The sequence below is a fragment of the Streptomyces sp. DSM 120436 genome (assembly GCF_055778765.1).
The window spans coordinates 3,535,260-3,560,133 of record NZ_JBSKBS010000001.1 but is presented as its reverse complement, the minus strand read 5'-3'; the positions used below and the strand labels follow the sequence as shown (position 1 = coordinate 3,560,133).

The following is a 24,874-nucleotide window of genomic DNA, read 5'->3' as shown; positions in this document are numbered from 1 at the left end:
CTGCCGCGACCGGACCGTCCGGCGGCCGGCCGTCGGTTCCCTGTCGGTTCGCTGTCGATCGGGTCCCGGTCGCGCAGCGCCCTCGGGCGGGAGGGGTGCGGTGGCGCAGTATGAGCGGGTGGACAGAGTGCGACTGCTCGTGGTGGACGACGACCCTCCGATAGCCGACCTGGTGGCGACGGTCGCCCGGTACGAGGGCTGGGAGGCGGTCACCGCCCATTCCGGGGAGGAGGCGCTGCGCCGGGCCGACGCGTTCCGCCCGGACATCGTGGTGCTGGACCTGATGCTGCCGGACGTCGACGGGTTCGGGGTGCTGGACGGGCTGCGCCGCTCCGGGCGGATGGTGCCGGTGGTGTTCCTCACCGCGCGGGACGGGGTCGCCGACCGGGTGGCGGGGCTGACCCGGGGCGGGGACGACTACCTGGTCAAGCCGTTCGCCGTCGAGGAGCTGATGGCGCGGCTGCGGACGGTGCTGCGGCGCAGCGCGGGCCCGGACTTCCAGCGGTCGGTGCTGCGGGTGGGCGACCTGACGCTGGACGAGGACACCCGGGAGGTGCGGCGCGGGGAGCACCTGCTGGCGCTCACCCCGACCGAGTACGAGGTGCTGCGCTACCTGATGCGCCGCTCGCCGACCGTGCTGACGAAGGCGCAGATCCTGGACCACGTCTGGGAGTACGGCTTCGGCGGCCGGTCCAACGTGGTGGAGCTGGTGGTCAGCCGGCTGCGGCGCAAGCTGGACGCCACCGGCGCGCCGCTGATCCGGACCGTGCGGGGCTTCGGATACGTGATCCGGCAGGCGGCGGAGTGAGGGCGCCGGCCCGGCGGCTGCGGGACACCTACCGGCGGATGCGGCTGGGCACCCGGCTGGCGCTGGGCCTCGGGGTGCTGTCGCTGGCGGTGTTCGCGGTCGTCGGCACGGCGCTCACCGCGTACATGCGGGACTACCTCGAACAGCAGCTCGGCGAACAGCTGAAGCTCATCCAGACCGTGCAGGCCAAGGACGCGGCGGCCCACGGCACGGTGCGGCGCAAGCCGTACTACGGCTGGTACACGGCGGTGTACGACGTCAGCGGCGGCGGGGTCACGCTGCGCAGGCCCGCCGACGTGCCCGGCGACACCCGGCCGCTGGCCGACCTGGCACGGGCGATGGCGCACTCCGACACCGAGCTGATGCGCACCGCGCGGATCGACGGGGAGGGCACGTACCGGCTGCGCGGCTGCGAGGTGGAGCCGGGGGTGGTGCTGGTGAGCGCCGCTCCGGTGGAGGACGTGGAGAAGACCGTCGAACGGCTGGTCACCGTGCAGGTGGTGGTGTTCGCGCTGGCGCTGACGGCGCTGGTGGTGTTCGGACGGCGGATGCTGCGGCGCGGGCTGAAACCGCTGAGCGACATGGCGCACACCGCCCACGGCATCACCTCGCACGACCTGACCGAGTCGGCGGCCCGGCTGCCGCTGCGCGCGGACGGACGCGACGGCGGGCGCGAGGTGGCCGAGCTGCGCACGGCGTTCAACAGGATGCTGGAGCACATCGACGACTCCCTCGCGGTCCGCGCGGAGGCGGAGCTGCGGCTGCGCCGGTTCGTCGCGGACGCCTCGCACGAACTGCGCACCCCGCTGATGTCGGTGCGCGGCTACGCGGACCTGTTCCGGTACGCCGCCGCGAACGAACCCGCCGAGCGGGAGAAGCACCTGGGACGGCTGCGGGCCGAGGCGGCACGGATGGGCGACCTGCTCGACGACCTGCTGCTGCTCGCCCGGCTGGACGCGGCCGAGGTCGAGGCGCCGCTGCGGACGGCCGACACGGATCTGACGGAGCTGGTGCAGCAGGCGGCGGACGCGTTCCGGGCGGGCCGTCCGACGCACCCGCTCACCGTGACGGTGAGCGCCTCCGCCCCCCTGCTCCTCCGCCTCGATCCGCAACGGGTGCGGCAGGTGCTGGACAACCTGCTCGCCAACGCCGCCGTGCACACCCCGCCCGGCACCCCGGTGTCCGTCGAGGTCGCGACCGCCGGCGACACGGCCCTGGTGCGCGTCGCCGACGCGGGTCCGGGCATCCCGGCGGACCACCGGGAGCGGGTCTTCGACCGCTTCTACCGCGTCGACAAGGCCCGCACCCGCGACCGCGGCGGCAGCGGGCTGGGCCTGGCGGTCGCCCGTTCCCTGGCCCGCGCCCACGGCGGCGACATCGACCTGACGAGCGGACCGGGCGCGACGGTGTTCACGGTGCGGCTGCCGTCGCGGGGGGTGCGGTGAGAACGCGCGTGCCGCCCGGTCCGCGCGGCCGGCCCGCACCGGCCCCGCTCCCCGGCCACCCGGTGCCTGCCGGGTGGTGAGGAGCGGGCCGGCGGATCAGGACTCGGCGGGCTCCAGGCGCAGCGAGATGCTGTTGATGCAGTACCGCTGGTCCGTGGGCGTCGGATAGCCCTCGCCCTCGAAGACGTGCCCGAGGTGCGAGCCGCAGCGGGCGCAGCGCACCTCGGTGCGCACCATGCCGTGCGAGCGGTCCTCGACCAGCTCCACGGCGTCGGTGTCCTTCGGGTCGTAGAAGGACGGCCAGCCGCAGTGCGACGCGAACTTCGTGTCCGAGGTGAACAGCTCCGCGCCGCAGGCGCGGCAGGAGTACACGCCCTCGGTCCTGGTGTCCGTGTACTCACCGGTGAAGGCGGGTTCGGTCGCCGCCTGGCGCAGAACGGCGTACTCGGACGGCGACAGCTCCGCGCGCCACTGCTCGTCCGGCTTCTCCACGTCGTACGGCATGAGGTTCCAGCCCCTTAGTTCGACAGACGGTCCAGGATGCGCGGGCCGAGGTCGGTGACGTCGCCCGCTCCCATGGTGAGAACGAGATCGCCGGGCCCGGCCATTCCCGCCACCGCGCCGGGGACCTCCGCCGCGTCGTGGACGGCCGTCACGTCCGCGCCGGCCGCCCGGGCCGCCTCGATGATCAGTTCGCTGGTGACACCGGGGACCGGGTCCTCACGGGCCGGGTAGATGTCCAGCACCAGCGAGGCGTCGGCCAAGGCGAGGGCCTGGCCCATCTCCTTGCCCAGCTCGCGGGTGCGGGAGAACAGGTGGGGCTGGAAGACGACGAGGATGCGGGAGTCCCCGGCGGCGGCGCGCATCGCCTCCAGGTCCGCGGTCATCTCGGTCGGGTGGTGCGCGTAGGAGTCGACGACCTGCACGCCGGCCGCCTCGCCCTTGAGCTGGAGGCGGCGCTTGACGCCGGTGTACGCGGCCAGCGCGGGGGCCAGCTCGGCGGCGGGGACACCGAGCGCGACGCCCGCGGCGAGCGCGGCCACCGCGTTGTGCGCGTAGTGCCTGCCGGGCACCGACACGGTGAAGGTGAGCGGGGCGCCGTCCAGCTCGACGGTCACCTCGCTCCTCAGCCCCTGCGGGACGACCGACAGCACGCGCACGTCGGCGTCGGCGGACTCCCCGTACGTCACGGTCCGCACCGAGCCGTCCAGCCGTCGGGTCAGCTCGCGGGCGCCCTCGTGGTCGGCGGAGATCACCAGGGTGCCGCCGGGCACGATCCGGCCGACGAACGTCTCGAAGGACGCGTGGATCTCCTCCATGGACGCGTAGGTGGCGTGGTGGTCCAGCTCCACGTTGAGGATGATCGCGACCTCGGGCGCGTACCGGTGGAAGCTGCGGTCGGACTCGTCGGCCTCGGCGACGAAGATCTCGCCCGTGCCGTGCAGCGCGTTGGAGCCGGGGGCGTCGAGGTCGCCGCCGATGGCGTACGACGGCTCGCGGCCCAGCTCGGTGAGGGCGACCGCCAGCATGGAGGTGGTGGTGGTCTTGCCGTGGGTGCCGGCCACCGCGATCGGGCGCAGGCCGTCCATCAGGGCGGCGAGGGCGTCGGAGCGGTGCACCACGGGGATGCCCAGCTCGGCGGCGCGCCGCAGCTCGGGGTTGTCCTCGCGGATCGCGGAGGAGACCACGACGCAGCTGGCGTCGTCGGCGAGGTGCCCGGCGGCGTGCCCGATGTGCACGGTGACGCCGAGGCCGCGCAGGGCGTCGGCGGTCGCCGAGTCCTTGGCGTCGCTGCCGGCCACCTGCGCGCCGCGCTGCGCGAGGATCTTGGCGATGCCCGACATCCCGGCGCCGCCGATGCCGATGAAGTGCGGTCGGTCCATGGCGGTGGGAAGGCCGGGTGCCATGCGTGTTCTCCCAGTGGTGCGACGAGCGGGACGACGGTCTTGGCGCCCTCGCGGGCCGAGCCGCAGGAGCGCGGCCCCAGCCTATGCCTTGCTGTGGGAGAAGAGTTTCAGCACCGGCACGCCGACCTTGTGGCGGGCCCGGGAGGCCCAGTCGCGGTGGAAGAACTCCTCCACGTAGTGCGGGTCGGTCAGGACGATCACCTCGTCCGCGCCGACCTCCTCGACCAGCTTCTTCAGCGCGTCCAGCGGATGGTCCGTGACGAGGCGGCCCTCGGCGGTGTCGCCGGTCGCGCGCAGCGCCTGGAGGGAGACCGCGAGCGCCCGCTCACCCATGGAGCGGGCCTCCTCGCCCTCGGGGGTCTCGCCCTCGCGCACGGCCTCGTCGAGCTCGCCGAGCGCGACGTCGTCGATGGCTCTCAGCAGCCGGTCGGCCTGTTCGCCGCGCGGCTGGAGCAGGACGTGGAAGGCGACCGGCTCGTCGCCGTGCAGGGTGGTGACGAACTCCACGTCGGCGGACGTCAGGGCCTTCTCGATCATCAGTACGCTGGTGAACACCAGGCGCCCCTTACTCCTCGGAGGACCCGCGGGCCCTCTGCTCGTGGCCGGGCCGGGCCCCCGGGGATCATCCTTCCCCGTGCGGGCGCGCGTACGGCCGGGATCCAGTCTCGCCCGTCACCGTGCGGGACGGGCGCGTCGTTCCGCCGATCGCCGGACCGGCGGCGTCGTACCGCTTGTCCTCCTTCCGGACTTCCACACCCGGCGGCCGGGCCCGGTCAGGCCCGCCGGTAACGCGTGAACAGGAATCCGTCCTCCTCCAACACCGACGACAGCGCGTAACGCCGCGGAAGTGTCACCGAGGGTCCACCGGCGATGCGCTGAGCGTCACCGGATGTGAGCATCGGCGAGACGGTGAGGCACAGCTCGTCCAGCACCCCGGCGGCGATCAGCCGGCCCAGCAGCCGGGGACCGCCCTCGGTCAGCAGCCGGGTGTGCCCCAGCTCGGCGAGGACCCGCACGGCCCGCTCCGGGTCCACCCCGGTCCCCTCGCCGGCGAGGACCACACGGGCGCCCGCCTCCTCGGCGGCGGCCATGCGCTCCGGGTCGGCCCCGGCGCCGGTGAGGACCAGGGTGGGCACGACCGGGGAGGTGAACAGGGGCAGCGAGAAGTCGAGGTCCAGGCTCGCCGTGACCACCGCGATCGCGGGCGCCGGGGCCTGCCCGGCGGCCTCGCGGGCCGCCGCGAACTCGGCGCGGGCGCGGGCCGGGCGGTACCCCTCCTGCCGAACCGTTTCCGCGCCGACCACGACCACGTCCGCCAGGGCCCGCAGCACGCCGAAGATCCGCATGTCGGCCGGGCAGGAAATGGGCTGCGAGCGGCCCTCGTGCTGGGCGGCGCCGTCGAGGGTGGAGACCATGTTGCCGCGCAGCCACGGCTCACGGCCCTCCGGGCCGGGCCCGGGGTAGGCGTAGGCGGCGGCCAGCTCGGCCAGACTCCACTCACGGCCGTCCGCCCCGCCGGCGGCCACCGTCCCGTCGGTCGCGCGGGTCGCGCGGGTCGTGTGGGTCTCGTCGGTCACGGGGAACAGGCGTCGCATGTCAGGCAGTCTTCCACGCCCCGTACGATGGGGGACCGTGTCGTCCTCCGCAGCCTCCCGTCCCGGCCCGGCAGCCTCCGTGGCTCCGCTCTCCCTGTGCGCCCGCGAGCCGCACGTCCCCGCGGACCGGCTCGTCGCCGAGATGGTGCCGCCGCCGCGGTTCGACGCCGTCCGCTTCGACACGTACATACCCGACCCGAACCAGCCGAGCCAGACCGAGGCCGTGCGCGTCCTCGAGGGCTTCGCGGCCGGCCTCGGCGGGAAGCCGGCCGGCGACTCGGGCCGGCGCCGGCTGTTCGGCTTCGGCAAGGCGCCGAAGAAGGCCCCGTCCGGGCCGCGCGGCGTCTACCTCGACGGCGGTTACGGCGTCGGCAAGACGCACCTGCTGGCCTCGCTGTGGCACGCCACCCCGGCCGATCCGGAGCTCAAGGCGTTCGGCACGTTCGTGGAGCTGACCAACCTGGTGGGCGCGCTGGGCTTCCAGCAGACCGTCACGACCCTCTCCGGGCACCGGCTGCTGTGCATCGACGAGTTCGAGCTGGACGACCCGGGCGACACCGTGCTGGTCTCCACCCTGCTCGGCAAGCTGGTCGAGGCGGGCGTCGCGCTCGCCGCCACCTCCAACACCCTGCCGGGCAAGCTCGGCGAGGGCCGGTTCGCCGCGGCGGACTTCCTGCGCGAGATCCAGGGCCTGTCGGCGCACTTCCGCGCCCTGCGCATCGACGGCGAGGACTACCGGCACCGGGGGCTGCCCGAGGCGCCGCCGCCGTACTCCGACGACACGGTGACCCGGGTGGCGCACGCCACCGGGGGGGCGTCGCTGGACGCCTTCCCCGACCTGCTGGACCACCTCGCGCGGGTCCACCCCAGCCGCTACGGCGCCCTCACCGACGGCATCGGCGCGGTGTGCCTCACCGGGGTGCGTCCGGTGCCGGACCAGTCGACCGCCCTGCGGCTCGTGGTCCTCGCGGACCGGCTGTACGACCGTGAGGTGCCGGTGCTCGCGTCGGGGCTGCCGTTCGACCGGCTCTTCAGCGAGGAGATGCTGAAGGGCGGCTACCGCAAGAAGTACTTCCGCGCGATCTCCCGCCTCACCGCACTGGCCAGGGACGCCAAGCGGCTCGCGGACACCGTGGACCCCGTCTGACCCGGGCGGCACCGGCTCGCCGCACGGACGTCCGACACCCGAACGGGCCATCGGCGGACACGGGAGCGATCGCGCCAACCCACGTGTTCTTTTCGGGCTGACTGCGGCGCGGCCCTCCTGCGAGAGGGTGCGAAGGACCACGCAGGGTTACCGTGTTCTTGACCAACCGTTGACCATGCGCGGACCTGCGGCACCGGGTGCGAACCACCTTGACAGGTACGCGTGTTACGAGGCCGGGCGACCGAAGGCCGCACCCCTGGCCCTTGCCGTCGCTTTACCTCGGTCACCCCCGTCCCGCGACTCCCGCGACCTTCCACCGCATCCGCGTATACGGTCCGTCACCACGCGGGCCGACGATCAGCGGGCCGGTCCTCGTCGTGCAGTCCGACGCGTCCCCACACGCGCCAGGAGGAAACAGATGCACCGCCCTTTCGCCGACCACCCCCGCTCGCCCGGCCGGCGCCCTGAACCGTCCGCCCGCCGCGCCGGAACCCTCTCCCCCGTCGCCGTACCGTCCTCCGCCGCCACCGAGCGCGCCGCCGTCCGCGCGTGCCGGACCCGGTGAGGGCCCGCGTGCTCCGCTTCCCCCATCTGCGGCAGGACGTCGCCGCCTCGCTCGTCGTGTTCCTCGTCGCCCTCCCGCTGTGCGTGGGCGTCGCCGTGGCCTCCGGGGCCCCCGCCGAACTCGGCCTCGTCACCGGCATCGTGGGCGGTCTGGTGACCGGCCTGCTGCCGGGCAGCAGCCTCCAGGTGTCCGGCCCGGCCGCCGGGCTCACCGTGCTGGTCTACCAGGCGGTCGACTCCTACGGGCTGCCCGCGCTCGGCGTCATCGTGCTCGCCGCCGGGCTGCTCCAGCTCGCCATGGGGGCGCTGCGGCTCGGCCGCTGGTTCCGGGCGATGTCGTTGTCCGTGATCGAGGGCATGCTGGCCGGCATCGGCCTGGTCCTCATCGCCGGCCAGCTCTACGCCGCCGCCGGCCTCGAGGCGCCCGCCGGCGGCATCGACAAGCTCCTCGGACTGCCCGGGGCCGCCGCGGACGCGCTCGCCGGCCGGGAGGCGCTCGCCTCGCTGGCGGTGGGCGCGGGCACGGTCGCGGTGATGGTGCTGTGGCGGAGGCTTCCGGCACCGGCCGGGGCCGTGCCGGGCGCGCTCGCCGCGGTGCTCCTGGCGACGGCGGTCACGGCGGCGTTCGCCATGCCGGTCGCCACGGTCGAGGTGCGGGGGCTGTTCGAGTCGGTCCAGCCACCCGGCATGGACACCTTCGGTGTCCTCGCGGACGTGGGCGTGCTGGGCACGATCGTCGCCTTCGCCCTCATCGCCTCCGCGGAGAGCCTGTTCAGCGCGGCCGCGGTGGACCGGCTGCACACCGGACCGCGCACCCGCTACAACAAGGAGCTGGTGGCGCAGGGCGCGGGCAACACGGTCTGCGGGCTGCTCGGCGCGCTGCCGATGACCGCGGTCATCGTGCGCAGTTCGGCCAACGTCCAGGCGGGTGCGAGGACCAAGGCGTCCCGGGTGCTGCACGGCGTGTGGCTGCTGCTGTTCGCCGCGCTGCTGCCGTCCGCGCTCGCCCTGATCCCGCTGCCCGCGCTGGCGGGCATCCTGATCCACGCGGGCTGGAAGCTGATCCCCTTCCGGGGGCTGGCCGCCCTGTGGCGCGGCCAGCGGGGCGAGGCGCTGGTCCTGGTCGTCACGGCCGTGTCGATCGTCGCGGTCAACATGTTCGAGGGCGTGCTGATCGGGCTGGCCCTGTCGGTGGTGAAGACGGCCTGGGAGTCCTCGAAGGTCAAGCTGGAGGTCACGGACAAGGGTGCGGGCCCCGTCCAGGTCCGCCTCTCGGGCAACGCGACGTTCCTGCGCCTCCCCAAGATCCTCGACACCCTGGAGTCCCTCCCCCAGGACCGCCCGGTCGAACTCGACCTCACGGCCCTCCATCACCTGGACCACGCGTGCAGCACGGCGCTGAACCACTGGGCGGAACGGCACAGCGCGTCGGACACGCCGCCGGTGCGGCTGACGACGCGATGACGTGCCCGTCGGGCGGCGGGGGCCGCGCCTGGGCGGGCGGTGCCCAGCACCCGCCCACCCGCCCACCCGGCGGCTCGGGCGGCCGGCCCGGTGGCCCGGGCACCGGGTCCCCGGAGCCGCCGGAGTCCCCGGGCTCCCCGGATCCCCGGCCGGCCCGGCGGTTTGAGCCCCGGACCCCCGGCCGGCCCGGCGGCCCCGCCCCAAGTCCCCGGCCGGCCCGGCGGCCCGGGGAACCCGAGTGGCCGATCGGCCCGGTGGCCGGGGTGCCAGGCGCCCCGGGGGTTCCGGGGGTTCCGGGGGTTCCGGCAGTTCCGGGGGTTCCGGCAGTTCCGGGGGTCCGGGGGGGCGACCGGCCCCTCCGGTGGTGAGGCCCCGTCCGGGCCGACCCGGACGACCGAGGCGTCGGGCGCCCGGCCGTTCCGGCGTCCCAGGACCCCGGAGCGTCCCTCAGCCGGCCCGGGCCGTCCCTCAGCGGGCCCGGAGCGTCCCTCAGCCGGCCCGGGCCGTCCCTCAGCGGGCCCGGAGCGTCCCTCAGTGCGCCCGGGCGTCCCTCAGCGGGCCGGAGTCCAGGACGGACTGCGGGGTCCCCAGGGGCGGGCCCGCCCCGCGGGACACGGGCGGCTCGCGTGGTTCACGGGATCGGCGGCAGGTGATAGACACGGCGGGGTCACAGTTCCTGTCCGCCAGCAGGAAGGTTTCCCCATGCCAGAAAACGGGTCCCCCCACGGCTCCACGGCAACAACCCGACGCCAGTTGCTCGCCCGTTCCGGTGCCGTGGGCGTCGGCATCGCCTTCACCGGCGCCCTGTCCGAACTGTTCACCGGCACCTCCGCCGCTCAGCACCTCGGCCACACCGGCTACGGCGACCTGGTCCCCGACCCCGACGGACTGCTCGACCTGCCCGAGGGCTTCCGCTACACGGTGCTCTCCCGGGAGGGCGACCCGCTGAGCTCCGGTGAGGGGCCCGTCCCCTCCAACCACGACGGCATGGCCGCCTTCGCCGGCCGGCAGGGCCGTACCCACCTGGTCCGCAACCACGAGAACCGCGTCACCGGCAGAGTCCCGGTCCCGGCGGTCGACGGGCTGACGTACGACCCGGAGGCCAAGGGCGGCTGCACCGCCCTGACCCTCGACCGGAGCGGCCGGGTGGTCTCCGAGCGGGTGGCGATCGCCGGTACGGCCGTCAACTGCGCGGGCGGCCCCACCCCGTGGAACACCTGGCTGACCTGCGAGGAGACCGAGGACAAGGCCGGCGTCAACGGCTACGCCGAGGACCACGGCTTCATCTTCGAGGTCGACGGCGCCGACCCCCGCCGCACCGGCGCCGTACCGCTGACCGCGATGGGCCGCTTCCAGCACGAGGCGGTCGCGGTGGACCCGCAGCGGGGCGTGGTCTACGAGACGGAGGACGCCTTCCAGCGCCCCTTCGGGCTGTTCTACCGCTTCCTGCCGAGGAGGCCGCTGGGCGGCACGGGCTCGCTGCGCGCGGGCGGCAGGCTCCAGGCGATGCGGGTGCCGGGGGTCCCGGACCTGTCCTCGATCCAGGAGACCGGCGCCCGTTTCGACGGCATCGAGTGGGTCGACGTACCGGACCCGCTGGCCGTCGAGACCCCCATCCGGTTCCAGGACTTCGGTCCGAAGGGCATCACCCACGCGCAGAAGCTGGAGGGGTGCTACTGGGGCGGCCGTTCCGTCTACTTCGTGTCGTCCTTCGCCCGCGCCGCCGACGGCTCGGCCGCCGACCACTACGGGCAGATCTGGCGCTACGACCCGGACCGCCGCCGCCTCACCCTGGTGATCGTCTTCGGCCCGGACACCGACATCCAGCTGCCGGGCGAGTCCCCGGACAACATCTGCCTCGCGCCCAGCGGCGGCCTGATGGTGTGCGAGGACGGCGGCGGCGCCCAGCACGTCTACGGCGTCACCCGGCTCGGCGAGGTCTACCCGATGGCCCGCAACCGCCAGAACACGGGCACGGCAGAGGACCCGGAGTGGGGCGAGTTCGCCGGCGTCACGTTCTCCCCGGACGGCCGGACGATGTACGTCAACGTCTACGACCCGGGCACGACGTTCGCCGTGACCGGACCCTGGCGCCGCTGACACGGGAGCGCGGGGGCGGGCACCGCGACGCCCGCCCCCGCGCTCCCGTTGCGCCGTTCAGCCCTCCAGCAGCGCGTCCATCTGGCCGACGGCCTGGCTCATGCCCTCCACCATGCCCATCTCGGCCAGTTGCTCCATCTGCTCCCGGCTGTCGAACACGGACCGCAGTTCCATCCGCGTCCCGCCCTCGCGCCCGGTGAGCGTCATCCGGACCGTGGTGACCGGCATCTCCGGGTCCGGCCGCCCGTCCTGGCCGGCGAAGCCGTCGGTGAACTCCAGGGCCGTCGGCGGCGTGACCGAGGAGACCCGCCACCAGCCGCCGAACTTGTCACCCTCCGGTCCGGTCATGTAGTACGTCACGGCGCCGCCCGGGGTGAGGTCGTGCTCCTCGACGGTCGCCGGGTACCCGGGCGGGCCCCACCAGCGCTCCAGCAGCCGCGGGTCGGCCCACAGCCGCCAGACCCGCTCCACCGGTGCGGTGAAGTCCGCGACGAGGGTGAGTGTGAGGGTGTCGACGTCCTTGTCGACACGGGTGACAGTCATCCGTCCGTTCCTTTCCTGTCGCTCGGTGCGGGCTGCCGGCCGGTGTCCGCGCCGTCCTCCTCGGAGAGCAGGCCGGACATCCGGTCCACCCGGGCCCGCCAGGCCGACTCCAGCGCGTCGAGCGCCCGCCGCGCGCGGGCCACCGCCTCGACGTCGGTGCGCACGAGCCGCTCCCGTCCGCGGCGCTCCTTGGTGACCAGTCCGGCCCGCTCCAGCACCGTGACGTGTTTCTGCACCGCCGCGAAGCTCATCGGGTACGCGGCGGCCAGCCGTGACACGGACAGCTCACCGCGGACACAGCGGCGGAGCATGTCGCGACGCGTCGCGTCGGCCAGCGCGTGGAACAGCCGGTCCACGGCCCGGTCGGCCTCGTCGATCCCATCTACAACCATTTGGTTGTACGTTACGTCCTCGCCCCCACGCCCGCAACCGCACCGTCCGCCCCGCCCGCACCGCCCGGCCGGGTCACCGCGGAACCCGCCCGCCGTGAAGCCCCGACACCGGGGTACCCGCCCCCGCATGACGGAGAAGCAGCACTCGGGTGACTCGTACTGGCTGAACACCGCGCCCGGCGGGGAGCGCCGCCCCGCGCCGGACGACGACCTCGACGTGGACGTGGCGGTGATCGGCGGCGGCATCGCCGGTCTGTGCACGGCGTGGGAGCTGGCCCGGGCCGGGCGCAGCGTCGCCGTGCTGGAGGCCGACCGGATCGCGGCGGGCGTCACCGGGCACACCACGGCGAAGATCACCGCGCTGCACTCGCTCGTCTACGACAAACTGCGCCGCACCCGCGGCGGCGAGGGCGCGCGGCTGTACGCCAGGTCGCAGGCGGAGGCCATCGAGCGGACCGCCGGGGTGGTGGCGGAGCTCGGCGTCGACTGCGCGTGGGAGCGCCGCAGCGCGTACACCTACGTCACGGACGCCGACCGGGTGGACGAGGTGCGCGCGGAGGCGCGGGCCGCGCGGGAGGCGGGCCTGCCCGCGTCCTTCGTGACGGAGACCGGGCTGCCGTTCCCGGTGGCGGGGGCGGTGGAGGTGACGGACCAGGCGCAGTTCCACCCGCGCAAGTACCTGCTGGCGCTCGCCGACGACATCGAGGCGCACGGCGGCCGCCTGTACGAGGACACCACCGTGCTGGGCCTGGAAGAGGGCGAGCCGTGCCGGCTGTCGACGGCGACCGGGGCCTCCGTCACGGCCCGGGACGTCGTGGTCGCCACCCACTACCCGCTCTTCGACCGGGCGATGCTGTTCACCCGCCTCTCCCCGCGCCGCGAGCTGGTCGTCGCCGGCCCGGTCCCGGCCGGGCTGGACCCGGACGGCATGTACATCACCCCCGAGGAGGGCACCCGCTCGGTGCGCACCGCGCCCTACGGCGACGACGCCTCCCGTCGGCTGCTGGTGGTCACCGGCGAGCACTTCACGCCCGGCACCGGCGACACCCGCGCCCGCTTCGACCGGCTGGCACAGTGGGCCCGCCGGCACTTCCCCGGCGTGGAGCTGACCCACTTCTGGGCCACCCAGGACAACGACCCCACCGACACGGTGCCGCTGGTCGGACCGCTGCACCCGGGCGCCCGGCACGCGTACGTCGCCACCGGATTCGGCGGCTGGGGCATGAGCGGCGGCATGATGGCGGGCCGGCTGCTCGCCGCGCAGATCACCGGCGGGGAGTGCGCCTGGGCCGGGCTGTACGACCCGCGGCGCCTGGCCTCCGCCGTGCGTGAGGCGCCGGCCTTCCTCAAGCACCAGGCGCAGGTCGCGGGGCACTTCGTCGGCGACCGGCTGCGTCCGTCGCCGCCGGTGGAGGCGCTGCCGCCGGGCGAGGGCGCGGTGGTGCGCACGAAGGGCGGCCGGCTGGCGGTCTACCGGGACGACGACGGCGCCCTGCACGCGGTCTCCGCCCGCTGCACCCACATGGGCTGCCTGGTCGACTTCAACGCGGCCGAGCGCGCGTGGGAGTGCCCGTGCCACGGGTCCCGCTTCGACACGGACGGCAAGGTCGTCCAGGGTCCGGCGACCAAGCCGCTGGAGCGGCGGGACATCTGAACCCGCTTTCCGGAGGGGCGGCCCCCGCCGACCGGGTGAGCGCGCCGCCCCCTCCGCCCGAGCCGCGACGGCCCCCGCCGCGGACCACCCTACTGTCATACGGTGATCACACTTTCACGTCGTGTCATCGCCGCCTGTGCCCTCGCCGCCGCCCTCACCGCCTGCGGCGCCACCGCCGGACCCGCCGCACGGCGGCCCGCCCCCGCGCCCTCCCCCGCCGCCCCGTCGGCTCCCCCCACGCTCGCCGCGGGGCCCGCGGGCCTCACCCCGGTCTTCGAGCACGGCCCCCGGGACGCCGGGAAGACCGTCGCCCTCACCTTCGACGCCGACATGACCGCCGACCAGGGCCCGCGGGCCGCGGCGGGCGAGCGCTTCGACCATCCGCGGCTGATCGAGACGCTGCGGGCGCTGGAGGTGCCGGCGACGGTGTTCATGACGGGCCGGTGGGCCGAGGAGTACCCGGACCAGGCCCGTGCCATCGGCCGGGACCCGCTCTTCGAGGTCGCCAACCACTCGTACAGCCACTACGCCTTCACCGGCGACTGCTACGGCCTGCCCACGGTGCCGGAGGAGCGGATGCGGGCCGACGTGGAGCGGGCGTACCAGGTGTTCCGGGCGGTGGGCGTGCCCGATCCGATGCCGTACTTCCGCTTCCCCGGCGGCTGTCACGACCGGCGGGCGCTGAAGGCGCTCACCCCGGCCGGCGTCACGGCCGTGCAGTGGGACGTCGTCGGCGGCGACGCCTTCGCCACCGACGCGGACGCGGTGGCCCGGCAGGTGCTGGACGGGGTGCGGCCCGGTTCGGTGGTCGTCCTGCACTGCACCCGCAGCGCCGCCCCGACGACGGAGCAGGCGGTGCGGGCGGTCGTCCCGGAGCTGCGCCGCCAGGGGTACCGCTTCGTGAAGGTCTCCGAGCTGATCGGCGCCGCGAACGGCCGCGGCTGACGTCCTACGCTGGAGGCATGAGCGACGACGTGACCGACCGCGACTACTGCCTCGTCGGCACGGGCCGCCCGCCGAAGGCGGACGGCCCGCCGTACGCGGCGTGCGTCCAGTGCCAGGAGCCGACGGAGTACCCGGAGACGTACAAGGGCGTCACGCTGTGCCCGGTCTGCGAGTGGCGGGAGGCGGAACGCACCTCCTGCTCCGGCTGACCGACCTCGCGGGGAGGGCGGGAGCGGCCCCCGCGGACGACCGGGACCTTCTGCCGGTGAGGGGTGCGCCCTGCGCTACTTCCGCCTCGGCTCCTCACGCGCCTGCTGGAAGGCCTCGGAGATGGTCTCCACGGCACCGGACAGCAGCCCCTTGGCCGCTCCCCGGGAGCCCGACTCGCGCATCTTGTCCGGGAGTTCGGTCAGTCCGGCGGGCTTGCGCGGCCCGGACTCCAGATCGAGCCGGTTGCACGCCTCGGCGAAGCGCAAGTAGGTGTCCACGCTGGCCACCACGATGCGAATGTCGATCTTGAGTATCTCGATACCGACCAGGGACACCCGCACGAACGCGTCGATCACCAGCCCTCGGTCGAGGATCAGCTCCAGTACGTCGTAGAGACCGCTGGAACCTCCCCCGCCACGCTGCGGCACCACCTGAGTCATCGGCCATCAGCCCCTTCCCCCCACCCTGGTGCCCGCTCGACGCCCCTTGATGTCCCTCCGGGCCGGCCGGGCCGGCCCGGATCCGCCCGACAGCGCCCCCGTCCCGCTTGGCACACTGGCCGGGTGAACGACGACCGGACGACACCCGCCCCCGACAGCCCCTCCCGCCCCGACCCGGGTGACCGTGACGCGGCCCCGCAGTTCGTGCTGCCCCTCGTGGTCCGTATCGAGCGGGCCGCGCCGCCCGCCCGTACCGACGCCCTGGAGACGGCGGCCCGCGCGGTCCTGACGATGCTGACCGACGAGCGGTCGGCGGGCGAGGGCGAGTGGGCGCAGGCGGTGCGCGACTGGCAGGACGCCCGGATCCGCAAGGTGGTGCGGCGGGCGCGCGGCGCGGAGTGGCGGCGCGCGGAGGCGCTCCCCGGGATCACCGTGACCGGGAAGGCGGCCGAGGTGCGGGTCTTCCCGCCGGTGCCGCTGGACGGCTGGCCCAAGGACCTGGCCCGGCTCCAGGTGTCCGGCACCGACCTCGACGACCCCGATCCGGTGCCCCCGGCGGACCCCGGCGTGCCGGCGCTCTGGATGAACCCGGACCTGGAGATGTCGGCCGGCAAGGCGATGGCCCAGGCCGGTCACGGTGCCCAACTCGCCTGGTGGGAACTGCCGGACGCGGCCCGTGAGGCCTGGCGGGCGGCCGGCTTCCCGCTCGCCGTGCGCACCGCCGACCCCGCCGACTGGCCCGCGCTGACCGTCGGCGGCCTGCCCACGGTGCGCGACGCCGGCTTCACGGAGATCGCCCCCGGCTCGTGCACCGTCGTGGCGGACCACCCGGCCCTGCGCTGACCCCGAGACGCGTCCCCCGGATGGACGCGCGGCCGTGCGGCGGCCGTTGGGCGGCCGGAGGCTGGGCGCATGCCGATACGACGTACGACAGCCGCTGCCCTGCTGTCCGGCGCCGTCCTGCTCTCCGCCTCCCTGGCCGCCTGCGGCCCGGCCGGTGAGGGCGGGGCCGCGGGCGGAGGCGGCGAGGAGGACGACCGCGGACGGATATGGGCGCAGTCCCTCGACTGGAAGGACTGCCCCGCACCGTCCCCCCTGCAGGGCGGAGGAGAGGCGCCCGAGCCGTTGCCGGACGGCACCCGCTGGCAGTGCGCCGGCATGCGGGCGCCGCTGGACTGGGACAGACCCGGCGGCGAGACCGTCGACATCGCCCTGATCAGGGCGGCGTCCCGCGCGGACGCCGCCGACCGCATCGGCTCGCTGCTGTTCAACTTCGGCGGGCCCGGCGAGTCCGGGGTGGCCGCCCTGCCCGCCCTCGCCCCCGACTACGAACACCTCCGTTCCCGTTACGACCTGGTGAGCTTCGACCCGCGCGGGGTCGGCGCGAGCGCCGGGGTCGCCTGCCTGGACGCCCAGGCGGCACAGGCGAGCGCCGAGCAGGACGACACCCCCGACGACGGCGACGTCGAGGTGACCGCCCTGCTCCAGGCGCGGCAGCGGTACGCGGACGCCTGCGCACGGGAGTCGGGCCGCGTGCTGCCGCACGTGGGCACCGAGGACGCCGCCCGCGACATGGACCTGCTGCGTCATCTGCTCGGTGACGAGAAGCTGCACTACTTCGGGATCTCCTACGGCACCGAACTGGGCGGCGTCTACGCCCACTTGTTCCCTGAGCACGTGGGCCGTGCCGTCCTGGACGGCGTCGTGGACCCGACGCTGGACCGGATGGAGGGCGCGCTCGCGCAGGCGGGCGGGTTCCAGCTCGCGTTCGACCACTTCGCCCGGTGGTGCGTGGACACCGGCTGCGCGCTCGGCGACAGCCCGGAGGAGGTCACGCGGCTCGTCATGGGGCTGGAGGAGACCCTGGACGACGAGCCGCTGGCCGTCGGCGGGGACAGGGTGCTCACCGGCTCCCAGCTGATCGACGCCGTCGTCCGGGCGCTCCACCTGGAGACCGCGTGGCCCGCCCTGGAGGTGGGGCTGCACCTGCTCGCCGCCGACGAGGGCGAGACCCTGCTCGGCCTCGCGGACGCGCTCAGCGGCCTGCACGCCGGCGGCTACAGCGGCCGGCAGGACGCCCGGACCGCCATCACCTGCGCCGACCGCAGCGACCGCTACACCGTGGACGACGTGCGGGAACGGGCCGCCGCGTTCGAGGAGGCATCCCCCCTCTTCGGCGACACCCTGGTGTGGGGCGCGCTGCAGTGCGCCGGCTGGCCGGTGCCGGGCAGGGCCGAGCACCCGGACGTGAGCGCGCCGGGCGCGCCGCCGGTCCTGCTCGTCGGCACCACCGGCGACCCGGCCACGCCTCACGGGGGCGCCGCGCGGATGGCGGAGCGCCTCGGCGAGGGCGTGGGAGTGGAACTCACCTACGAGGGCGAGGGCCACGGCGCGTACGGCTCCGGCAACACCTGTGTGCGCGAGGCCGTGGACGCGTACCTGCTGGACGGCACGGTGCCGGCCGCGGGGACCGTGTGCGAGCGGGAGCCGCTCCAGGGCAAGGGGTGACGCCGCCCCCGAAACGGCGGGAGCCGGCCCGGTGGGTCCGTGATCTGCGGACCGGCCGGGCCGGCTCCGTCGTGTCCGCGGTGTGCGCGTCACCGTGCCGCTCCCGTCGCGGCGCCGGCCGCCGTGCGAACCCTTCTCCGGCCGCGCACATCCTCTTGCCGTGTTCATGGCAGGCGGTGTACCAAGGAAGCGCGCGGAACGTGAAGGTTGTTCATGTTCCGCCCGCCCGGGGGGCCGACCGAGCCTGAGGAGCAGCGTATGACCGCGGAACGTCCTCCCTTGCGCGACCGCCGGACCGTCCTGAAGGCGGGGGCCGCCACCGGCCTCGGGCTGGCGGGCGCGCACCTGGTCCCCTCTCCCGCCGCGGCCGCCGCCGCGGAAGGCGACGGCGGTTATCTCGTCGGCCGGGGCATCTCCGACGCCACCGGCGAGGTCGCCGAGGTCGGCATGATGGGGTACGGCCGGTTCGACCAGCAGGCGGCGGGGCTGCACACCCGCCTGCGGGCACGGGCGTTCGTCGTGGCCGAGGAGGCGAGCGGGCGCCGCGTGCTGCTGATCGTCGCCGACTCCCCGATGATCTTCGAGAGCGTGCACCGGGCGGTGCTGCGACGGCTGAAGCAGGCGTACGGCGGTCTGTACACCGAGCGGAACGTGCTCATCACCGCCACCCACACCCACGCGGGGCCCGGCGGCCACGCGCACCACCTCCTCTACAACACCACGACGTTCGGCTTCCACCGGGCGACCTTCGAGGCGGTGGCGGACGGCCTGTTCGAGGCGGCGCGCAACGCGCACGACGATCTGGCCCCGTCCGAACTGGTCCTCAGCCACGGCACGTTGACCGGTGCGAGCGTCAACCGCTCGCGGGCCGCCTTCGACCGCAACCCCAAGGCCGACCGGGACCACTTCCCGGACGGCGTCGACACCCTCACCACCCTGCTGCGGGTGGAGCGCGGGGGCCGCACGGTCGGGGCGGTCAACTGGTTCCCGGTGCACGGCACCAGCATGTCCGGCGACAACCGCCTGATCAGTGCCGACAACAAGGGCTACGCGGCCCACCACTGGGAGCGCGAGGTCCACGGCGTCGACTACCTGGCCGACGGTTCCCCGGCGTTCGTCTCCGCGTTCGCCCAGACCAACAGCGGCGACATGTCGCCCAACCTGGACCTGGTGCCGCCCACGACGCCCGCCGACTTCGAGGCCACCCGCGCCAACGGACTGCGCCAGTACGAGGCGGCGGCGGCCCAGGCGGAGAAGCCCGGCACGCGGCTGTCCGGGCCGGTCGACTCGCGGATGGTGTACGTGGACCTCTCCGACGTCACCGTGCGCCCGGAGTTCACCGGCGACGGGCAAACGCACCGCACGTCCGCACCGTGCGTCGGCGCGGCGATGGCGGCGGGCAGCCTGGAGGACGGCCCGGCCTTCCCCGGCTTCGAGGAGGGCGAGAACCCGTTCTGGGACGCCATATCCAACTCGGTCGTCTACACGGTGTCCCCCGAGCTGAGGCAGGCGCAGGCGCCGAAGGACGTCTTCGTGCCGATCGGGGAGATGAACCGCGTCTACCCGTGGGTGCAGGAGCGGGTGCCGGTGATGCTGGTGCGCATCGGCGGTCTCCACCTGATCGGCATCCCCGGCGAGGTCACCGTCTGCGCGGGCCTGCGACTGCGGCGCACGGTCGCCGGGATCGTCGGCGCGGACCTCGACGACGTCCTCGTCGCCGGTTACAGCAACGCGTACGTCCACTACGTGACCACGCCGGAGGAGTACGACGCCCAGCACTACGAGGGCGGCAGCACCCTCTTCGGGCGCTGGCAGTCTCCCGGCGCTCCAGCAGACCGCGGCCGAGCTGGCGGTGTCCCTGCGCGACGGCACGGACCTGCCGCTCGGCCCCGAGCCGCCGGACCTGTCCGGCACGGTGCTCTCGCTCCAGCCCGGCGTGGTGCTGGACGCGCCGCCCCTGTTCCGGGCGTTCGGCGACGTGCTGGTGCGGCCGCGGGAGAACTACCGGGCGGGGGAACGCGTCGAGGTCGTCTTCGCGGGCGCCCACCCGGGCAACGACCTGCACCGCGGTGACACGTATCTGCGGATCGAGCGGCGGGACTCCGGCGGGGCCTGGCGCACCGTCGCCGACGACGGCGACTGGGCGACCCGCTTCCACTGGGCCCGCGACGGGATCGCCGCGTCCAAGGTCACGATCACCTGGGACATCCCCCGGGGCACCCCCTCGGGCACCTACCGCGTCGTCTACCACGGCGACGCGAAGAGCCTGGGCGGGAAGGTCTCGTCGATCACGGGCGTGTCGACGGCCTTCCAGGTGCGCTGAGGGACGCACACCTCCGACGACGGGCCGGGCGCCTGTCGTGACGGCCTGTCCAACCTCAAATGTTCCTCTGAAGGCGGCCGTGGGACGGTTCGCGCGCGGGGCGCCGGGTCATATCCCCGGCACGCCCGGTGCGGGCGTGCCGGGGGCCGGGCGGGAACGCCGGGGTGCGGGAGGGAACGGGATGACGGGGACGGCGACGGTGCGGCTGGGGACCGGGATCGGGTGGCGTCCGGAGATCGCGGACGCGGTGGAGGCCATGCCGGGCATCGACTGGGTCGAGGTGGTGGCCGAGAACGTCTGCCCCGGACACCTGCCCGACTCGCTGCTGCGGCTGCGCGAACGCGGCGTGACCGTCGTGCCGCACGGCGTCTCCCTGGGGCTCGGCGGCGCCGAACGGCCCGACGAAGGGCGCCTGACCGCGCTCGCCGAGCGGGCCGCAGCGCTCGGCTCGCCCCTCGTCACCGAGCACATCGCGTTCGTGCGCGCGGGCGGTCCGCTGACCGCGTCCCCCGGCGTCGAGGCCGGGCACCTGCTGCCGGTGCCGCGCACCCGCGACGCCCTCGCGGTGCTGTGCGAGAACGTCCGCATCGCCCAGGACGCGCTCCCGGTGCCGCTCGCCGTGGAGAACATCGCCGCGCTGTTCTCCTGGCCCGGCGAGGAGCTGACCGAGGGCCAGTTCCTGTACGAACTGGCCGACCGCACCGGCGTACGGCTGCTCATCGACGTCGCCAATCTGCACACCAACCACGTCAACCGCGGCGAGGACCCGGCCGAGGCCCTCGCCGGCCTGCCCCTGGAGGCCCTCGCCTACGTGCACGTCGCGGGCGGGTTCGAGCGGGACGGCGTGTGGCACGACAGCCACGCCCACCCCGTGCCGCGTCCGGTGCTCGACATCCTCACCGGCCTCGCCTCCCGCGTCCCGCCCCCGGGCGTGCTGCTGGAGCGGGACGAGAACTTCCCGCCCCCGGCGGAGCTGGAGCGCGAACTGGACGCGATCCGCGGGGCGGTGGCGGCGGGCGCCCGCGGCCGGTCCGAGGCCCCGGCCGCGGCGGGCGCGCGGGAGCCCGCCCCCGTGGAGGCCGCGGACGGCTCCCTGCGGGAGCGGCTGGCGCTCGCGCAGACGGCGGTGCTGTCCGCGCTGGTCGCGGGGACGCCGGTGCCCGAGGGGTTCGACCGGACGCGGATGCGGGTGCAGGCGCGGGCGCTCGCCGCCAAGCGCGCGGACGTCGTCGCGAAGGTGGCCCCGGAGTTGCCGGTGATCCTCGGCGACGGCTACCGGCCGGCCTTCCTCGCGTACGCGCGGACCCGGCCGATGACGGGCGGCCACCGGCACGACGCGATGGCCTTCGTGGAGCAGTTGCTGTCGGCCGGACGCCCCGGGGACGCGCGGGCGCGGCGCGAGCTGCGCGCGTGGTGGCTCGACCGGTCGGGCCCGCGCCCCCGGTCGCACCGGCCCGTGGTCCGCCTGGCCCGGGCCACCCGCCGCGCGCTGCTGCGCCGCTGAGGCCCCTCCGGGACGCCCCCGGGGGCGCCCGCGCACGCCAGGCGGAACGTCACCTGCCCGCGACGCCGCGTCCGGATGGTGAACAAGGCATGGTGTTTCCGCGACCGTGTCCCTTACAAACAGTCCATGTTCTGGGTTCCTCTCCTGCTGCTGGCCTGGGCGATCGCCGGTGTCGCGGGGCTGCGGCTGTGTCGTGCGGCGGTGCGTGAGGCGGCCGCGGGCGGTGAGGGCGAGGGGCGGGGCCTGACGCTGTACGAGGCGGCGTTCCTGTCCGGCGGCCCCGCCCGGGTCGCCGACGTCACGCTCGTCGCGATGGCCCGTCAGCGGCGGCTGCTGCTGGCCCACACCGGCTGGGCCACCGTCGTCGACCCGCGCGGGCGGAACGACATCGAGCGCACGGTGATAGGGGCGATCGGACCGGACGGGCAGTCGCCCCTACCGCCGGTGCGGAGGGCGGCGGCGACCGCGGAGGCGGTGCGCGCGCTGGCGGACCGGCTGGTGCGCGCCGGGCTCGCGGTGCCGGAGGGCGACGGGCGGACCGTCGCGGAGGCGCTGCGCCGGACGCGGCTCGCGGTGCCGGCCGTGGCCGGGCTGGCCGCCGCCGCACTGCTCATGCCCACGCCGTCGCAGATGCCGCGCTCGCTGGTCGCCCTGTGGTTCGCGTTGCCGCTGGTGTTCACGCTGGGCTGTCTGGCCATCGCACGGTTCGAGCTGAGCCCCGCCTCGCGCTGGGCGTCCCCCGCGGGTCAGCGGCTGCTGGCCTCCGCGCGGCGGGCCGCGGCCGGCGACCCCGACGACGACCGCGCGTATCTCACCTCCGTCGCGGTGCGCGGGGTGCGGGCGGCGGGCGAACCGCAGGTGCGCGCGGCCTTCGCGCACCGGGAACCGGGCCCGCGGTGGTGACCGGCCGGCGGACCGGCCGCCGACACCAGGTGGTCGGTCCTTGCCCGGCCCCACACAGGCGGAAAACATCCCTTGTGTCGCCGCAGCGCTCCGAAGGGATCACCGATGAGAACCGCCGCCGTCCTGGTGACAGCCGGGTCCTTGCTCCTCGCCGCCCCGCCGGCCGCCGCCCGGACCCCGGCGTCCGCGTCCGAGGCGCGCGGCGCCGCGGCGGCCGCCGCGCGCGCCGCTTCCGAGGGCATCGACTTCGGCCCGTGCGCGAAGGAGCAGGAGCTGCCGCCCACCGTGGAGTGCGGCACGCTGCGCGTCCCGCTCGACTACGCCCGCCCGGACGGCGAGCGGATCCGGCTGACCGTCAGCCGCTCCCGGGCCACCGGGAAGGACCCGGCGACCGGGCGCGCGGTGCCCCGGCAGGGCTCCCTGGTGCACAACCCGGGCGGGCCCGGCGCGAGCGGGATGTACTTCCCGATGACGGGCGTGGTCCCGGGCTGGAAGCGGCTCGCGGCGGCCTACGACCTGGTCGGCTACGCGCCGCGCGGGGTGGGCCGTTCCGCCCCGCTGTCGTGCGTCGCCCCGGAGACGTTCCACCAGGGTCCCGCGCCGGCGCCCCAGCACCCCTCGGCAAAGGTCAAGCGGGAGCGCGCGGCCCGCGCGGCGGCGTACGCGCGGGGGTGCGCCGAGCGGTCCGGCGACGCGCTGCGGCACTACACCTCGCTGAACAACGCCCGTGACCTGGACGTGCTGCGCGCCGCGCTGGGCGAGACCCGGCTGACGTTCCTCGGCTCGTCGTACGGCACGTACATCGGGGCGCTGTACGCGACGCTGTTCCCCTCGCACGTGCGGAGGATGGTGTTCGACTCGGCGGTGAACCCGGCGCCGGAGCGGATCTGGTACCGCAACAACCTCGCCCAGTCGGCCGCGTTCGAGGACCGCTGGGCGGACTTCCGGGCCTGGGCGGCCCGCCACCACGACGTGTACGGGCTGGGCGACACCGCGCGGGAGGTGCGGGACAGCTACGACCGGGTGCGCGAACGGCTGGCGCGGGAGCCGGCGGGCGGGAAGGTCGGGCCGGCACAGCTGCACACCGCCATGCTCGGGGCGGCGTACTACGACGACCACTGGCCGCAGCGCGCGCACGCCCTGTCGGCGTACCTGAAGGGCGATCCCGGGCCGCTGACCGAGCAGGCCGAGGAGCATCCGGAGGCGGCGGCCGAGGAGGAGAACACGCGCGCGGTGTACCTGGCCGTGGAGTGCAACGACGCCCCCTGGCCGACGGACTTCGCGGTGTGGGACCGGGACAACACCCGGCTCGCGCGGCGGGCGCCGTTCGAGACGTGGGACAACGTGTGGACCAACCTGCCCTGCGCCTACTGGCCGGCGCCCCGGCAGCAGCCGCTGGACGTGCGTGCCGGGGCGGGAGAGCTGCCGCCGACGCTGATCCTGGCGGCCGAGCGGGACGCGGCCACCCCGTACGACGGCGCGCTGGAGCTGCACCGGCGGCTGGCCGGGGCCGCCCTGGTGACGGAGCGGGACGCCGGCAGTCACGGGCTGGCGGGCGGCGCCAACACCTGCGTGAACGAACACCTGACGGCGTATCTGCTGGAGGGCCGGGTGCCGGGGCGGCGCGCGTCCTGCGCACCGCACCCGGCGCCCGGGCCGACGCCGCCCGCGGCCTGAGGCGGGCGGGCGTCAGGCCAGGCCGGCGACCAGGTCGGCGACGTCCTTGCGGCGGCCGGTGAAGAACGGGATCTCCTCGCGGACGTGCATGCGGGCCTCGGAGCCGCGCAGGTGACGCATCAGGTCGACGATGCGGTGCAGCTCGTCGGCCTCGAAGGCGAGGATCCACTCGTAGTCGCCGAGGGAGAACGAGGCGACCGTGTTGGCCCGCACGTCCGGGTAGCCGCGGGCCATCTTGCCGTGGTCCGCGAGCATCCGGCGGCGGTCCTCGTCCGGCAGCAGGTACCAGTCGTAGGAGCGCACGAACGGGTAGACGCTCACGTAGTCGCGGGGGGTCTCGTCGGCGAGGAACGCCGGGATGTGCGAGCGGTTGAACTCGGCGGGGCGGTGCAGCGCCATGTTCGACCAGACCGGCTCGAGCGCGCGGCCGAGGCGGGTGCGGCGGAAGAGGTTGTAGGCCTCCTGGAGCTGGTCGGCGGTCTCCGCGTGCCACCAGATCATGAGGTCGGCGTCCGCGCGCAGGCCCGACAGGTCGTAGGTGCCGCGGATCGTGACGTCCTTGGCGGCGAGCTGGTCGAACAGCTCCTGGACCTCCTCGGCGTAGCCGGCGCGGTCCTCCGGCAGGACGTCCTTCAGCTTGAACACGGACCACAGGGTGTAGCGGATGACCTCGTTCAGGTCCTTGGCCAGCTTGCCCTTGTTGGGGATCCGTTCGGGCGCGGGGGTGGTGGCGTCGTCACTCATG

The 24,874-nt window shown here is 74.9% G+C and carries 21 protein-coding genes and 1 pseudogene; 14 read left to right on the top strand and 8 right to left on the bottom strand.

Annotation, left to right across the window (positions count from 1 at the left end; genetic code table 11):
• Positions 1-118 precede the first annotated feature (118 nt).
• Both ACWH4W_RS15840 and ACWH4W_RS15835 read left to right on the top strand, forming a co-directional pair.
• A complete protein-coding gene (locus ACWH4W_RS15840; protein ID WP_471588701.1) occupies positions 119-808 on the top strand; it encodes a response regulator transcription factor in 690 nt (229 codons plus the stop codon).
• A 38-nt stretch (positions 809-846) separates the two neighbouring features.
• Positions 847-2,253 carry a sensor histidine kinase gene (locus ACWH4W_RS15835; RefSeq protein WP_473077510.1) on the top strand — a complete coding sequence of 469 codons (1,407 nt, stop codon included), beginning with the start codon at positions 847-849 and terminating at the stop codon, positions 2,251-2,253.
• Positions 2,254-2,349: 96 nt separating this feature from the next.
• Here the strand turns inward: ACWH4W_RS15835 and msrB are convergent, their stop codons facing one another.
• The 4 genes from msrB to ACWH4W_RS15815 form a co-directional block, all read right to left on the bottom strand.
• Positions 2,350-2,757 carry a peptide-methionine (R)-S-oxide reductase MsrB gene (gene msrB, locus ACWH4W_RS15830; RefSeq protein ID WP_473076368.1) on the bottom strand — a complete coding sequence of 136 codons (408 nt, stop codon included), beginning with the start codon at positions 2,755-2,757 and terminating at the stop codon, positions 2,350-2,352.
• Positions 2,758-2,771: 14 nt separating this feature from the next.
• Complete coding sequence (murC, locus tag ACWH4W_RS15825; protein ID WP_473076367.1) at positions 2,772-4,160, bottom strand: UDP-N-acetylmuramate--L-alanine ligase; 1,389 nt, start codon at positions 4,158-4,160, stop codon at positions 2,772-2,774.
• Positions 4,161-4,241: 81 nt separating this feature from the next.
• On the bottom strand, positions 4,242-4,715 hold the full coding sequence (locus ACWH4W_RS15820) for an indole-3-glycerol phosphate synthase (RefSeq protein WP_198602422.1): 474 nt from the start codon (positions 4,713-4,715) through the stop codon (positions 4,242-4,244).
• Between the two features lie 218 nt (positions 4,716-4,933).
• Positions 4,934-5,755, bottom strand: a complete 822-nt coding sequence (locus ACWH4W_RS15815) for a pyrimidine reductase family protein (RefSeq protein ID WP_473076366.1) — start codon at positions 5,753-5,755, stop codon at positions 4,934-4,936.
• On the opposite strand from ACWH4W_RS15815, the gene zapE reads away from it, so the two are divergent.
• The 3 genes from zapE (at position 5,754) to ACWH4W_RS15800 (ending at position 11,030) form a co-directional block, all read left to right on the top strand.
• Positions 5,754-6,902 (top strand): cell division protein ZapE, encoded by a 1,149-nt coding sequence (gene zapE, locus ACWH4W_RS15810; RefSeq protein ID WP_473076365.1) that lies wholly within the window; start codon positions 5,754-5,756, stop codon positions 6,900-6,902. The genes ACWH4W_RS15815 and zapE overlap by 2 nt on opposite strands.
• A gap of 573 nt (positions 6,903-7,475) precedes the next feature.
• A complete protein-coding gene (locus ACWH4W_RS15805) occupies positions 7,476-8,930 on the top strand; it encodes a SulP family inorganic anion transporter (protein ID WP_473076364.1) in 1,455 nt (484 codons plus the stop codon).
• 702 nt (positions 8,931-9,632) lie between these two features.
• Complete coding sequence (locus ACWH4W_RS15800) at positions 9,633-11,030, top strand: alkaline phosphatase PhoX (protein WP_473076363.1); 1,398 nt, start codon at positions 9,633-9,635, stop codon at positions 11,028-11,030.
• 57 nt (positions 11,031-11,087) lie between these two features.
• On the opposite strand, the gene ACWH4W_RS15795 is transcribed toward ACWH4W_RS15800, so the two are convergent.
• Both ACWH4W_RS15795 and ACWH4W_RS15790 read right to left on the bottom strand, forming a co-directional pair.
• On the bottom strand, positions 11,088-11,573 hold the full coding sequence (locus ACWH4W_RS15795) for an SRPBCC family protein (protein ID WP_473076362.1): 486 nt from the start codon (positions 11,571-11,573) through the stop codon (positions 11,088-11,090).
• Positions 11,570-11,965: an ArsR/SmtB family transcription factor gene (locus ACWH4W_RS15790; RefSeq protein ID WP_473076361.1), complete on the bottom strand. Its 396-nt coding sequence runs from the start codon at positions 11,963-11,965 to the stop codon at positions 11,570-11,572. Before ACWH4W_RS15790 ends, ACWH4W_RS15795 begins: the two co-directional genes overlap by 4 nt.
• A 127-nt stretch (positions 11,966-12,092) precedes the next feature.
• On the opposite strand from ACWH4W_RS15790, the gene ACWH4W_RS15785 reads away from it, so the two are divergent.
• The 3 genes from ACWH4W_RS15785 (at position 12,093) to ACWH4W_RS15775 (ending at position 14,773) form a co-directional block, all read left to right on the top strand.
• Positions 12,093-13,619 carry an FAD-dependent oxidoreductase gene (locus ACWH4W_RS15785; RefSeq protein ID WP_473076360.1) on the top strand — a complete coding sequence of 509 codons (1,527 nt, stop codon included), beginning with the start codon at positions 12,093-12,095 and terminating at the stop codon, positions 13,617-13,619.
• Positions 13,620-13,721: 102 nt separating this feature from the next.
• Positions 13,722-14,564 carry a polysaccharide deacetylase family protein gene (locus tag ACWH4W_RS15780; RefSeq protein ID WP_473076359.1) on the top strand — a complete coding sequence of 281 codons (843 nt, stop codon included), beginning with the start codon at positions 13,722-13,724 and terminating at the stop codon, positions 14,562-14,564.
• A gap of 17 nt (positions 14,565-14,581) precedes the next feature.
• A complete protein-coding gene (locus ACWH4W_RS15775) occupies positions 14,582-14,773 on the top strand; it encodes a hypothetical protein (RefSeq protein ID WP_473076358.1) in 192 nt (63 codons plus the stop codon).
• A gap of 75 nt (positions 14,774-14,848) precedes the next feature.
• Here ACWH4W_RS15775 and ACWH4W_RS15770 read toward each other — a convergent pair whose 3' ends face one another.
• Positions 14,849-15,214, bottom strand: a complete 366-nt coding sequence (locus ACWH4W_RS15770; protein WP_473076357.1) for a gas vesicle structural protein GvpA — start codon at positions 15,212-15,214, stop codon at positions 14,849-14,851.
• 123 nt (positions 15,215-15,337) lie between these two features.
• On the opposite strand from ACWH4W_RS15770, the gene ACWH4W_RS15765 reads away from it, so the two are divergent.
• The 6 genes and pseudogenes from ACWH4W_RS15765 (at position 15,338) to ACWH4W_RS15740 (ending at position 24,129) form a co-directional block, all read left to right on the top strand.
• Positions 15,338-16,057: a peptidyl-tRNA hydrolase gene (locus ACWH4W_RS15765; protein ID WP_473076356.1), complete on the top strand. Its 720-nt coding sequence runs from the start codon at positions 15,338-15,340 to the stop codon at positions 16,055-16,057.
• Positions 16,058-16,126: 69 nt separating this feature from the next.
• Positions 16,127-17,722, top strand: a complete 1,596-nt coding sequence (locus ACWH4W_RS15760; RefSeq protein ID WP_473076355.1) for an alpha/beta hydrolase — start codon at positions 16,127-16,129, stop codon at positions 17,720-17,722.
• A gap of 258 nt (positions 17,723-17,980) precedes the next feature.
• A pseudogene (locus ACWH4W_RS15755) lies at positions 17,981-20,045 on the top strand (neutral/alkaline ceramidase).
• Between the two features lie 181 nt (positions 20,046-20,226).
• Positions 20,227-21,549 carry an MbnB/TglH/ChrH family RiPP precursor modification enzyme gene (locus ACWH4W_RS15750; protein WP_473076354.1) on the top strand — a complete coding sequence of 441 codons (1,323 nt, stop codon included), beginning with the start codon at positions 20,227-20,229 and terminating at the stop codon, positions 21,547-21,549.
• A gap of 126 nt (positions 21,550-21,675) precedes the next feature.
• Positions 21,676-22,452, top strand: a complete 777-nt coding sequence (locus tag ACWH4W_RS15745) for a TIGR04222 domain-containing membrane protein (protein WP_473076353.1) — start codon at positions 21,676-21,678, stop codon at positions 22,450-22,452.
• Positions 22,453-22,557: 105 nt separating this feature from the next.
• The gene (locus ACWH4W_RS15740; protein WP_473076352.1) at positions 22,558-24,129 is read left to right on the top strand and encodes an alpha/beta hydrolase; all 1,572 of its coding nucleotides are present in this window, start codon (positions 22,558-22,560) and stop codon (positions 24,127-24,129) included.
• A 12-nt stretch (positions 24,130-24,141) separates the two neighbouring features.
• Here ACWH4W_RS15740 and hemQ read toward each other — a convergent pair whose 3' ends face one another.
• Positions 24,142-24,873 (bottom strand): hydrogen peroxide-dependent heme synthase, encoded by a 732-nt coding sequence (gene hemQ, locus ACWH4W_RS15735; RefSeq protein WP_106411903.1) that lies wholly within the window; start codon positions 24,871-24,873, stop codon positions 24,142-24,144.
• Position 24,874 lies beyond the last annotated feature (1 nt).

Bases quoted from the DNA above. Each gene is read 5' to 3' on its own strand.
- ACWH4W_RS15835 (WP_473077510.1), top strand. From the start codon at position 847: ATGCGGCTGGGCACCCGGCTGGCGCTGGGCCTCGGGGTGCTGTCGCTG.
- msrB (WP_473076368.1), bottom strand. From the start codon at position 2,757: ATGCCGTACGACGTGGAGAAGCCGGACGAGCAGTGGCGCGCGGAGCTG.
- murC (WP_473076367.1), bottom strand. From the start codon at position 4,160: ATGGCACCCGGCCTTCCCACCGCCATGGACCGACCGCACTTCATCGGC.
- zapE (WP_473076365.1), top strand. From the start codon at position 5,754: ATGTCAGGCAGTCTTCCACGCCCCGTACGATGGGGGACCGTGTCGTCC.
- ACWH4W_RS15815 (WP_473076366.1), bottom strand. From the start codon at position 5,755: ATGCGACGCCTGTTCCCCGTGACCGACGAGACCCACACGACCCGCGCG.
- ACWH4W_RS15800 (WP_473076363.1), top strand. From the start codon at position 9,633: ATGCCAGAAAACGGGTCCCCCCACGGCTCCACGGCAACAACCCGACGC.
- ACWH4W_RS15795 (WP_473076362.1), bottom strand. From the start codon at position 11,573: ATGACTGTCACCCGTGTCGACAAGGACGTCGACACCCTCACACTCACC.
- ACWH4W_RS15790 (WP_473076361.1), bottom strand. From the start codon at position 11,965: ATGGTTGTAGATGGGATCGACGAGGCCGACCGGGCCGTGGACCGGCTG.
- ACWH4W_RS15785 (WP_473076360.1), top strand. From the start codon at position 12,093: ATGACGGAGAAGCAGCACTCGGGTGACTCGTACTGGCTGAACACCGCG.
- ACWH4W_RS15775 (WP_473076358.1), top strand. From the start codon at position 14,582: ATGAGCGACGACGTGACCGACCGCGACTACTGCCTCGTCGGCACGGGC.
- ACWH4W_RS15770 (WP_473076357.1), bottom strand. From the start codon at position 15,214: ATGACTCAGGTGGTGCCGCAGCGTGGCGGGGGAGGTTCCAGCGGTCTC.
- ACWH4W_RS15760 (WP_473076355.1), top strand. From the start codon at position 16,127: ATGCCGATACGACGTACGACAGCCGCTGCCCTGCTGTCCGGCGCCGTC.
- ACWH4W_RS15750 (WP_473076354.1), top strand. From the start codon at position 20,227: ATGACGGGGACGGCGACGGTGCGGCTGGGGACCGGGATCGGGTGGCGT.
- ACWH4W_RS15745 (WP_473076353.1), top strand. From the start codon at position 21,676: ATGTTCTGGGTTCCTCTCCTGCTGCTGGCCTGGGCGATCGCCGGTGTC.
- ACWH4W_RS15740 (WP_473076352.1), top strand. From the start codon at position 22,558: ATGAGAACCGCCGCCGTCCTGGTGACAGCCGGGTCCTTGCTCCTCGCC.
- hemQ (WP_106411903.1), bottom strand. From the start codon at position 24,873: ATGAGTGACGACGCCACCACCCCCGCGCCCGAACGGATCCCCAACAAG.